Origin of the sequence: Paraburkholderia caffeinilytica (assembly GCF_003368325.1) — a bacterium.
GTDB classification, from domain to species: domain Bacteria; phylum Pseudomonadota; class Gammaproteobacteria; order Burkholderiales; family Burkholderiaceae; genus Paraburkholderia; species Paraburkholderia caffeinilytica.
This window is the reverse complement of the sequence record NZ_CP031466.1, coordinates 3,167,414-3,179,904: the sequence shown is the minus strand read 5'-3', so window position 1 is coordinate 3,179,904 and position 12,491 is coordinate 3,167,414. Positions and strand designations below refer to the sequence as shown.

Sequence of the window (12,491 nt, the reverse complement as noted above, 5' to 3'; positions counted from 1 at the left end):
AAGAACCAAAAAAGACGAGAGCACCATGAACGCGTCCACGCGCAACGCTTTACGACAACTCGAGCAAACCCGTCAGGCACACGACGAGCGGCACGATCGCGGCATGCAGTCCGCGAGGCTGCGCTGGTCGGTGTCCATGCCTGCGCGTCCGTATCGCGTATGGCAGCGCGCGGTATCGGCGCTGGTCGCGTTGACGCTGTTCGCCGGACCGCTCTCGATCACGTTCGAACAAAGCCGCGACGCCGCCGGCGTGCTGGCCGCCGGCAGCCATCGTCTGGATGACGAAACATGGCAACGCATCATCGATCTGAGCGCGGTGCGTGTCCGCTTTGCGATGCAAATGGCGCAGGCCGCGCCGATTGTCGATCCAACCGCACCGATCACGTTTCAACCGAAGATCACGCAGACAACCGGCGCGGGTGGCGGTGTGCCCGTCGTCAACATTACCGCGCCGAATGCGGCCGGGATTTCGCTCAATAAATATCAGAGCTTCAACATCGATCCGGTCGGGTTGATTCTGAACAACAGCCTGATGGCCGGTACGTCGCTCACCGGCGGCGATCTGCAGGCGAACCCGAATCTCGCGGGCCGCACGGCGAGCGTGATCGTCAATCAGGTGACGTCGACGGGCGCCGCGTATGCGAGCTTGCTCAACGGGCCGCTCGAAGTGTTCGGTGCGCCCGCAACCGTCATCATCGCGAATCCCAACGGCATCACGACCAACGGTACGGGGTTCACGAATACGATCGGCGTCACGTTGTCGACCGGTACGCCCCAATTCTTGAGCGACCTCAAGGGCACGGTTACCGACTTCGACAACGCACAAGCGGTCGGTTATAGCGTGACCGGCGGCCATATTCAGATCGAAGGCAACGCGGGCGTGAACGGCCCCGGCGCGGGTATCGAAGGCACGGTCGGCACGATCGATCTGATCGGCGAAACTATCGGCATCAACGCGCCTTTGTATGCCGGCTCGCGGATCAACGCGATCGCCGGGCGGCAGTTCGTGCTGCCGTCCGCGGTGAGCAGCAACGGCACCACGTATGCAACGTCGGCGAATGGTTCGGACAACTCGGCCAACGCGATCAATAGCACCAATGGTCACGCCAACAACGGTCTCGCCATCGACGCCACCGCATTCGGCGCGATGACCGCCGGCCAGATCCAGGTGATCGGCACGGCGGCCGGCATGGGCGTGCGCACCGATGCGCAGATGGCCGCGAATACCGGCGATTTGCTGCTGTCGTCGAACGGCGATCTGACGGTGAACGGCTCGGCCGCGCAACAGCAAGCCACTTTGCAGGCCGGCGGCAATCTCTCGATGACCGGCGCGCACGTCGGCATCAGCGGCTACACGATCAATGCGAACGGCGACGTCACGTCGACGGGCACGATTCAGACCGGCGGCAAGCTCGCTGTTACGGCGGGCGGCAACGTCAACGTGGCGAATGCGCAATCGAACGGCGATACGGCGGTCACCGGTGGCGCGAACGTCGCGCTCGGCGACGTGCAGACCGGCGGCGCGCTTGCGGTGACCGCGCAAGGCAACGACGGCGCGGGCGATATCAACCTGAACGGCACGTCCGTGATGAGCGGTGCGACGAGCTTGCAGGCGGCGCGCGACATCAACGTGAACGGGCAGGCCAACGGCAGTACCTTGCAGGCGACGGCGCAGCGCAACGTCAACGTGAGCGGTGCACTGCAGACGTCGGGCGATCTCGGCTTGACGGCGACGCAAGGCAGCGTGGCGAACAGCGGCACCGTCAAAAGCGGCAATAACCTCGCGCTGACGTCCGGTCAGGACACGAATGTGACGGGACAGGCCACCGCACAGAAAGCCGTCACGGTGACGGCGGGCCAGGACTTTTCGGTGAGCGGATCGCTCGCCAGCGGCACGACGCTCGCCGCGAACGCTACGCGCGATATCTCGGTAGCGGGTTCGCTGCTCGTCGGCACCGATGCGCAGGTGAGCGCGGGGCGCAATCTCGATGTTCCGGGTGTTGTCATCGTGCAGCAGGACGGCGCGTTCAACGCGCAGAACAATCTCACCGGCAGCGGGTCGGTGGCGTTCGGCCAGAACGGCACGCTGACTACGGGACAGGACGTTGCGTTCGCGGGCAAGCTGCTCGCCAATGGTCTGCAAGTGACGGCGGGCAACAACGCGAGTCTCGCCGATGTACAGGCGGGCGGTGCGTTCAACGTTGCGGCGAATGGGATCACAAGCAACCCGGCCGGCGGCGGTGACGTGACGTTCAACGGCAACGCGGCGTCGGTCGGCGCGGCGAACGTGCAGGCCGCGCGTGATGTTGTCGTCAACGGCACGCTGGCGGGCGGCTCGCAAGTCACGCTGACGGCGCAGCGCAATGTCGCAGTGACCGCGGCGGGCACCGTGCAAGCGGTCGGCGATCTGTCGGTCACGGCCGTGAATGGCAGCGTGAATTCGAGCGGCACGTTGAACGGCGCGGCGAACCTCGTCGTCAACGGCGCACAGGATGTTGCGCTGACCGGTGCGACGAGCGTGACCGGAGATACGACGCTGACGGCAGGGCATGACCTGACCATCGGCGGCACGCTGGCGGGGCAAGGCGCGGCGACGCTGAGCGCGGGCCACGACGTGATTGCGGGCGGCAGCAGCGGCTTCGTCAAGGATGCGAATGTCACCGCCGCGAACGACTTGTCCGTGACTGGCGCGTTGCAAGGCGCGGGCGTCTCGCTGACGGCGGGTCGTTCGGTGGCACTGAACAACGTGCAGGCGAACTCCGCGCTGCAAGTCGCGGCGAACGGCGGCACGCTGGCGGTCAACGGCCTGGTTGCATCGTTGTCGACGGCGTCGCTGACTTCTAGCGGCGATATGTCGATCAATGGCGCGTTGCAGAGTGCGAACGCGCTGAACGTGACGAGCGGCGGCAACACGTCGATCGCCGGCAGCGTTGCGTCGAACGGCAACGTCACGCTGACGAACGCAACGGGTTCGTTGACGAGCACCGGCAACATTCAGTCCGGCGACAACCTGCTGATCAATGCGGCGCAATCGGTCGACCTCGGCACGCAGGGCACCTCCGCGCTTGGCGATCTGACTGTCAACGCGGGCAAGAATCTGACGATGAACGGCTCGGTGGTCGCGCAGGGCAACGGCACGTTGACGGCCGGCGGCGCGATTGCCGGCGCGGCGACCAGCGCGTTCGGTCTCGCGGCGAACGTGAGCTCCGGCGGCGACACGAACCTGACCGGCTCGCTGCGCGGCGGCACGGTACAGACGAATGCGGGCGGCTCCGCAACGCTGCATGACGTGCAGGCGGCATCGAGCCTCGCGCTTGCGGCGACTCAGGATCTGAACGTCACAGGTGCGATGACGGGCGGTGCGGCGGTTACGCTGAACGCCGGCCAGAACATTGGCATCAGCGGATCGATCCAGTCGGCGAACGATACGACGCTGACTGCCCAGAACGGCAGTGTCGGTTCGACAGGCACGATCGCGAGCAACGGCGCGTTCAACGTGCAGGCCGGCACCGACGTCAACCTTGGCGGCACGACCACCGTCGCGCTCGACACGACGCTCAACGCAACGCGCGACGTTAACGTGACCGGCATGCTTGCCGGGCAAGGGCAAGGCATCGTCACGGCAGGGCGCGACATCGGCGGGGCCGGCACGATGACCTTTACGCAGGCCGCCACGTTGAATGCGGGCCGCGATGTGGCGCAAGGCGGGTTGGTCCAGGGCCAGGCGGTTCAGGTGACGGCGGCGGGCAACACCGGCGTGAACAACGTTGAATCGGCCAGCACCATCGCGTTGAACGCGAACGGCACGAACACGGTTAATGGTCCGGGCAATCTCACCGTCAACGGTTCCGTTGCCGCGGCGGCTGCCGTCACGGTCACCGCGCAGAACGATGTCACTGTGGCTGCAACGGGCAAGATTGCTAGCGGCACCACGGTCGGTGTTAACGCGCAACACGACATTAATGTCGCGGGCGCGGTCGAGTCGGTCGGCGATGCGGTGCTCAACGCGCAGCAAGGCAGTTTGAATGCGACCGGTGGCATTAACAGCGGCGGCAAGCTGAACATCACGACGGGGCTCGATCTGTCGCTCGGCGCGAGTACGAGTGCAGTCGGCGACGCAACGTTGAATGCGGGCCGCGATGCGCTGTTGAACGGCTTGCTGATTGGCCAAGCGAACGGCTTTGTGACGGCGGGCCGCGATATTGGCGGTGCCGGTACACAAGCGTTTACTCAGGCGGCGAACTACACGGCGCAACGCGATATCGCGCTGACTGGCGGCGTGCAGGCGAACGTGGTCAACGCGGTGGGTGGCAACAGCGCCACACTGCACGACGTCAATTCAGCGACGACGTTGACGGTCACTGCAAACGGCAACGCTGGCGGCGGCGATGCGGCGATCACGGGGACGGCGACTGCGCCTGGCTCGGCCGCATTGAGTGGCGCGCGCGACGTGCTGGTGAGCGGTTCGCTGACCACCGGCGATACGCTGACGCTGGCTGCACAACGCAACGTGTCGGTGAGCGGCACTGTGCAAACCACGGCGGGCGATCTCACTGCTACAACCGCGACCGGCAGTATTGCGCTGACCGGCACCGCGACCACGTCGGGCGCATTGAACCTGACGTCCGCGCTCGATGCACAACTCGGTGGCACGATCAACGCGACCAAGGACGTGATCGTGCAGGCGGGCCGCGACATCATGCTGACCGGTGCGCTTGCCGGGCAGCTCGGCGGCACGCTGACGGCATCGCGCGATATCAACGGCGCGGGCACGGCGGCGTTTGCTCAGGCGGCGACGCTGAATGCCGCGCACGACCTTGCATTGACCGGCGCGCTGCAAGGCGCGAGCGTCACGGTGACGGGCGGCAACAACGCGGGCCTCGGCAGCGTGCAGGCGGTGACCGGCAACCTTGCCGTGACCGCGAACGGCAACGCGGGCGGCGGCGACGTGACACTCGGCGGCACGGCTACGGCGCTCGGTACGCTGGTGCTACAGGCGGCGCGTGATGTTGGCGTGGGTGGCGCGATCAACGCAGGCGGCACGACGACGATCGATGCCGCGCGCAACATCGCGCTCGCCGACGTCAACTCGGCGGGTGATTTGACGCTCACCGCGACCGGCGGCAACGCCAGTGCGGCGAATGTCACGACGCAAGGCAATCTGAATGCGAACGCGGGCCAGGCGCTGACGTTCTCCGGCGCGACGACGGTGGGCGGCAGTGCGCAACTCACGTCGGGCGGCGACATGACGCTGACTGGCGGCATCGGTGCGCAGAACGTGGGCACGTTGAAGGCCGGCGGCTCGATTAGCGCGGCGTCCGTCGCGTTCGGCCAGCAGGCGACGTTGAACGCGGGCGGCAGCATCGGCGTGAGCGGCGGTGTCGCGACCAACGGCGCGTTGAATGCGACGGCGGGCAATGATCTCTCGATGGGTTCCGCGCAAGCCGGCGGTGCAATCGCGTTGCAGGCGCAAGGACACAACGGCGCGGGCGATGTGAACGTGGGCGGCGCGCTCGCGTCTGGCTCGGCGGTCAATGTGACGGCGGCGCGCGATGCGACGGTTTTCGGTAATGCTTCGGCGACCGACAAGCTCACCGTGACAGCGGGCCGTAGCTTGAAGGCAAGCGGTACTGTTGGCGCGAATTCCGATGTGACGTTGACGGCGACCGGCGGCAATCTGAGCGTCGCCGGCACAGTGACCAGCCAGGGAAACTTGACGGCCACTTCGGGCGGCACGCTGGCGCTGAATGGCGAACTCGTCAACGGCGACACGACGCTGACCTCGGGTGGTACCGCGACGTTGACCGGCTCGTTCCTCGGCCTGGGTCTCGCGACGATCAACGCGGGCGGTGCGGTGAACGGCGGCGGCGCGCTGACGTTCGGCAAGGACATCACGATCGGCGCGGGCGCGGGCATCACGCTCGGCGGGATTCAGGGCGCGGGTCTGTTCACGGCGACTTCAGTGGGCGATATGTCGTTCGGCGCGACGACGGCGGTCGGTAATGTCACGGCCAGATCGACGAGTGGCAGCGTGACTTTTGGCGGTGACCTGCAGTCTGGCGGCAACGTGGCGATTCAGGCCGCACGGGATGCGACGGTGACGGGCGCGGTGTCGTCGATGGGCACGGTGAATGTCACGGGGACGCAGGGCAACGTAACCGTGGCGGGTGTCTCGTCGAACGGCGATACGACGATGAGCGCCGGACAGACGCTCACATTGAGCGGCACGAGCACCGTCGCGGGGCAGTTTACGTTGAGCGGCGGTAACGTCACGTTGAGCGGCTCGCAAGGCGGCTCGAAGAACGTCACGGTGACTGCGCAAGGGACGCTCGATGCGAGCAAGGCTTCGATGGTGTCGACGCAGAACATGCAGTTCAGCGGCGCGAATGTGACGCTGGGGTCGGCGATTGTGGGTGGGGCGTTGACGGCAACGGCTTCGAGTCAGTTGTCGCTGGTGGGGTCGGCGGTGGATGTGGTCGGGGCCGCGACGCTGACTTCGGGGAATGGGTTTTATAACGCGAGCAATGTGCTGGCGGGTGGGACGCTGTATGTGTCCGCGCCGAATCTGACCAATGCGGCGAATGCGTCGCTGGCGTCGACTACTACGACGACGATCAACGCGAGCAGCTTCACCAACGCGGGGTTGGTGAATGGCGCAACGACCAGCGTGACGGTTGCGGGTGGGTTGAACAACACGGGTGGATCGTTGATGGCGGTGAACGGCCTGGCGATCAACGCAGGTTCGTTGAACAACCAGAACGGGATCATCTTTGCGGGCAATCCGAATACGCCTAATGGGCCGACGACCGGTGACGTGTCACTGACGATCAATGGTGGCGACGGTTCGTTTAACAACGCCAGCGGTCAGTTGCTCGCGCAACGCAATATGGGGATTAGTGCCACGAACATGGCGTTCGACCCGTCGCAGGGGACGATTAGCCAGGGTGGGCAGCTTTCGATTACCGCAGCCTCGATCAATAACACTGGGACGTGGAATTACGGTGGCCAGGGTGTGACGTTGACGGGCCTGAACGGCATCGCTAACTACGGGACGATGACCGGGACGGCGGCGCTGACGTTGTCTACCAATGGCACGTTCACGAATATCGGGCAGGTCACGGGCGGCAATGTGACGTTCAACGGGACGTTGAACAATGTTGCCGGTGCGGTGATGCATGCGGACGGGACGCTGGCGCTGAATGGCAACACGACGAATCGCGGGACGGTTGAAGCCGGCAGCGTGCTGTCAGTGACGGGGGGGAATTACGACAACCAGGGTGCGACGACGCAGTCGAAGGGGGACGCCAACTTCAATATCGGTGGGACGCTGACTAACACCGGTGGGTCGATATTTGCGGGGAATAACGTCAATATCAACGCTGGGGCGGTGGTTAATGATCAGACGGCGCCGAGTGGATCCAGCACGTCGACGACAGCCGTCACCAACCCTTCTCTTCTCTGGTCGTCCGCTGCGGGAACTCAGACATATTGGTACGACCAGACTTACGGCGGAGAAAACGGCTTTCTTCAGGTCGCGTCGAGTACAACGAGCGCCACGCTCGGTGACCTTCTCTCCCCGACGGGAACACAGGCCACGGGCGCCAACGCTTCAGCCCCGAACGCATCTCAACCGGTGACCGGATCGGGCACGGTTACTTTTTATGAGCATAGTGTCCAGGTTGGCGAAAGTGGCGATAACAATCAGCCCGTCTATCAGAATTTCTGGTTTATCGGAACGGGTCCCGACCCAACCGCGCTGGCGTCGGTCACGCTGACTTTGCCGACGATCTATCAAACGACGGTCACGCAGCAAGCTGGTACTTCAGGCGTCATTTCGGCTGGCAATTCGATTTCGCTTACTGCCAATAGTTTGTCGAATCGGGGTGGCCAGATCGCAGCCCAAAACAATGTGACGCTGAACGTGCAATCGCTCAGTAATGGGTCCGTTGCTCCCTCGTCGTTGAATCAGTCTACCCAGACGATAGACCAGGGTCAGTACTCTGCATTTTTCGCGCAACTCAAGTCACTCGGCACGATTGCGGTTCAAGGCACGGGCAATTCGACGGGTACAAGTTGTGACTCGCAGAACTATTGCGCGATTGTCGATTTTCTTTCGCCGAACGTGTTCAATATTGCGCCGGGCGCAGCGCCGACCGCAAGTGGATACACGACGTCCACGTTTCCTACAGGGATGGTCGCCGCGGGCAGCAACCTGAGCGTCTATGGTGGCAACCTGGTGAACGCGGGCTTACTGTACGCGGGCAATAACGTGCTCATCGGAGCGGCGAGCCTGCAAAACCAGGGTGGCAACCAGCAAAATTATTCGACACAGACCGGTTGCGCGGCAGGCGTCCCGAATTCGGCCTGCGGTACCGGCGGTTACACGCGTGGTTCCAATCCGACCACCACGACCTTCAGCTACAACCAGAACGACGCGACGATCTACGCCGGCAATGACCTTGTAATTGCTGCAGGCCAGATCAACAACACGTTTGGCAACCTGCTTGCCGGTCACGACATTGTGATCGGCGGCGTTGGCACGACGGCGAGTTCCACGACACCTGCCGGCAGCCTGAACAACACTTCGGGCAATATCGTCGCGGGCAACAACATCACGTTGAATGTCTCGGGCGCAATCACGAACAACTTGCCACCGCCTGTGCCGGTTCACGAGAACTATGGCTCGAAAGAACAGTATTCGGGCTGTATGACCTCAGGTGGCTACAAGGAAAGCTACTGCGAAGGCTATGTCGATCAGCAATCGGGTAGCTCGTCTGTCATTAGCGCCGGTAACAACCTGCAGATCAACGCGGGCAGCCTCACCAACATCGGCAGCCTGATTGCTGCAGGCAATTCGGCGACGATTTCGGTTGCCGGGCCGGTGGTCAACGAAGCGCAAACACTGAACGCCTACTGGCACTCGCACTGGGTGCAGGAAACCGGCATGTTCAGCAGCGACAAGCGCCACGACGTGTGGGCATGCGGGTCGCCTGCGGAGTGCACGGCGCTCTACGGCAGCGCTTACACGAACACGGGCGGCACGATCGATCCGCCGCAGCCCGTCGGCAACATCGCGGCCACGATTCAGGCGCCGAATCTGTCCATTACGTCGGGCGGTCAGATCCAGAACGTGGGCAACGTGATCGGTACGTCTGTGACGCTGACTGGTCAGAAGCTCATCAATGGCATCACGACGGCGAACACCTATACGCCGCGCGTGAATGCGCCGTCGCAGGTCATCTCGCTGAGTCCGGTGGATTTGCCGGGGTTGAATCTGTCGATGCCGAGTGCGGTTGGCGGGACGATTCCGACGCCGGTCGCGGGTAAGGCTTCGTTTGTCGACAATTCGCTGGGTGGGTCGGCGATTGGCAATCTGGGCCCGCAGGATTTGCTGACTGCGCTGCCGAGTAGCTTGCAGCCGAGCTCAACGCTGTTCTATTACAACCAGCAGGAAGAAGACCTGATGCTGCAGCAGGCGGCATTGCAGCAAACAGGCAAGGCGAGCTTTATCGACGGGCTTACGTACGACAGCAAGACAGGCGCATCTGTGACGGAGCAGGAGAAACAGTACCTGTATCAGAACGCGCTCGACTATGCGACGACGAACAACCTGCAGCTCGGCAATGCGCTGACGCAGACGCAGATAAACGCGCTTGACAAGCCGATGCTCTGGTATGTCGAACAGACAGTGCCGGACCCGTCGTGTACGACGACTGGCACAGCAACGTGCCCGACTATCACTGCATTGATGCCGCAAGTGTATCTGCCGAGCAATACGAGTGCGATGTCGGCGGGTGGGAATATTTCCGGCCAGAATGTCACGCTCAATTTCGACAAGGGTAGCGGCGGCAGCATTCTGAATACCGGAAGCATTACGGCTTCCGGCACGCTGACGGTCAACACGGACTCGTTGACCAATCAGGCGAACCAGGTTGACGTCGGGCAGATCTGGAACAAGGTCAAGGGCGGTTACGTCGATACCACGGGTACGACGGTTCAGCCGGGCGGCTTCATGAGCGCGGCGAACATGGATCTCAACGTTCAGACGTTGGATCAGATCGGCGGTGCGTTGCAGAAGCTCAATGCGGATGGCACGGTCGATCAGGCTGGTACGCAGCAGGTGCTGGCCGCGCTTCAGCAGCAGCTTGGGACGAATTTCACGCAGACCACGGTTAGCGACAATCTGCATACGGACTTCGTGAAGGACGGTGGCGGGCTGCCGACGTTTGTTGTGGCGGCGATTGCGATTGCGGCGTCGATTGTGACGGCGGGGGCGGCGGCTGCGGCGTTAGGCGTCGTGATGACGCAATTGACACTGGGTACGGTGCTCGTGGGCGCTCTCGGTGGCATGGTCGGTAGTATTGCAGGTCAACTCGCTTCGGGGCAGGGACTGAACTTCAACCAGATTCTCGAGGCCGGAGCAGTTGGGGGTTTGACAGCTGGTGCCTTTGCTGGGCTCTCACAGGCAGGTATGGGTTTCGCCAATCTTCAACAGGCCGGGACTAACATCGCCAACGGGACGTTCGGGGTGGCAGACCTGCCGAAGGTTCTCGAAACAATCGCGGCGCGCGGTGTGGTCAGTGCCGGCATTAACACTACTGTGTACGGTGGTAGTTTCGGACAAGCACTCGAGGGCAGCGTAATAGCCGACGTAGGCGCCATTGGCGCCGGTGCAATCGGCGTCGAGTCAACAAAGAATCCGTTGATGGCGGAGAACACACCCGGGTATGTTCTTTCTCACGCCGCTCTGGGATGCGCACTCTCGGCGGCAGAAGGCAACGGTTGTGCGGGAGGGGCCATTGGCGGCGCCGTGTCGGCGGCGACGGCCGAAACGATTGCGTACGCGGTGACCGGTGGACAAGGCAATCCGAATGCAGCCCAACTTGGTCTAATTACAGCTCTTTCAACAATAGCGGGAGGAGCCGTAGCATCGGCCGCAGGCCAAAATGCAATGGGCGGTGCTGCTGCGGCAACCAATGAAACGCTTAACAATACTTGCGGCAGCGAAGATCCCAACGGATGTGGCAAAAAGCTTGGACTAGCAGGTTCTATCATCGGCGGTGGCGGCGCTTTTCTGGCTTCACTGCTTGCGGATGAAGCAACGGCTGGAGGAAATATTCCGTGGACCGCTGCGGAGGTGGCCAGCGGAGCGAAGACCGGTGGCCGTATTGGATCGGCAATTGGAGCTGGTCTCGATGCGCTTCTTTCCGAAAGCAGTTCGTCAAATGGAAGTACTGGCAGTTCCACGTCGGGAGGCGGCGGTGGAAGTTCGAACACGCCAGGGCAGACACTGGCCAATTCTCGAGCAGCTCATAACAACGCTGCGGGCGAAGTGGCCGACAATTTCACCAGTCAAGGCGCGTCCGTTCAGCCGGAAGTGACTTTGGACGCCGTCGGCGCAACGGGTTCAAGCGTGCGGGCGCGCGCCGATCAGGTCGTCACCGGTACGCCGAATGGTACGTTAGACGTGCCGCCCGGCTATGTGGCAAATGACCTCCAAGGAAACCAGCTAACTTCGATTCCTCTCAATTCTGCTGGTAGAGTTATTGTCGAGATCAAGACAGGTGCCGGGGATTTGACTCCGAACCAGGCAACGGTCTATCCCGCCAGCCAACTGGGTAATGCAACCGGAGCTGGTAGGAATGCAGCCAACGCAAATGTGGACGGCACAGTTGCCCCCACGCAAGTCGTAATAATTCGGCCCAAAACGCAATGACTTTCAAAAGCGAAATATTTGAAATTTGCCAGCAAGTTGCCGTTGAATTCCACGGTTGGAAATTCACGTCGTCCGGTGACTTCGTGAACAAGGCGTTGAAGCACACTGACCTGATAGTTAGTCCGGGCTTCGTATTCAACGCTGAGCCGAGCTGTTCAGTCTCTCCTGTTGCCGGCATAAAGAACAGGAAGATCGTTCGTCTTTACAAGGATCTGTTTGGACGCGAGCCGTTTTGGACCCTATCGGTAAAGTTTCAACTGGAGTCGGAGAAGTACCGCGGCGCCATAAGTGTCAAGCGTATCTACCCTCAGAAAGTGCCTTTCACGACGGCCCACGAGGAGCCGAATTGCTGGCCTGACGGTTTTATTGTTCGGGCCGAAGCGCTCACATATCTACGAGGCGTGTTGACGGACGGCCGGCGCTACGTTGAGAAGTACTTTGATCTGAGCAGCGAGGAAAGCTTGCTTCGGAATCTTCCCGTCAGTTACCAGTGGATGGATAAGGGTATTGGTAACTCGGGCCAAATGGGCTCGTTTTACGAAGAAAGCGATGGGATTGTTCATTGCCTTGCGGCGATAATTTTGGGTGATTTTGATTTCGTTGAGCGGTATCGTAGTGATGAGTTCAAAACCATGACTCCAAAACGCGTGCACGAAATCGATAAAATTGTTTCGGTGTTGCCTGAGCTAAAGCGGCGATTTTCCGAAACTGGCAGCGTAGTTTGATCGCTTGCTACGAAACTACTGGCGGCGTACGTATGCATCGCTGGCGGACG

2 protein-coding genes are annotated in these 12,491 nt (G+C 62.1%); both read left to right on the top strand.

Translation table 11 applies throughout. From position 1 onward, the window contains the following. Nucleotides 1-25: 25 nt before the first annotated feature. On the top strand, nucleotides 26-11,716 hold the full coding sequence (locus tag DSC91_RS13955; protein ID WP_229758212.1) for a two-partner secretion domain-containing protein: 11,691 nt from the start codon (nucleotides 26-28) through the stop codon (nucleotides 11,714-11,716). Continuing rightward, nucleotides 11,713-12,441 (top strand): hypothetical protein, encoded by a 729-nt coding sequence (locus DSC91_RS13950; protein WP_115779088.1) that lies wholly within the window; start codon nucleotides 11,713-11,715, stop codon nucleotides 12,439-12,441. Before DSC91_RS13955 ends, DSC91_RS13950 begins: the two co-directional genes overlap by 4 nt. The last annotated feature ends 50 nt before the right edge of the window (nucleotides 12,442-12,491 follow it).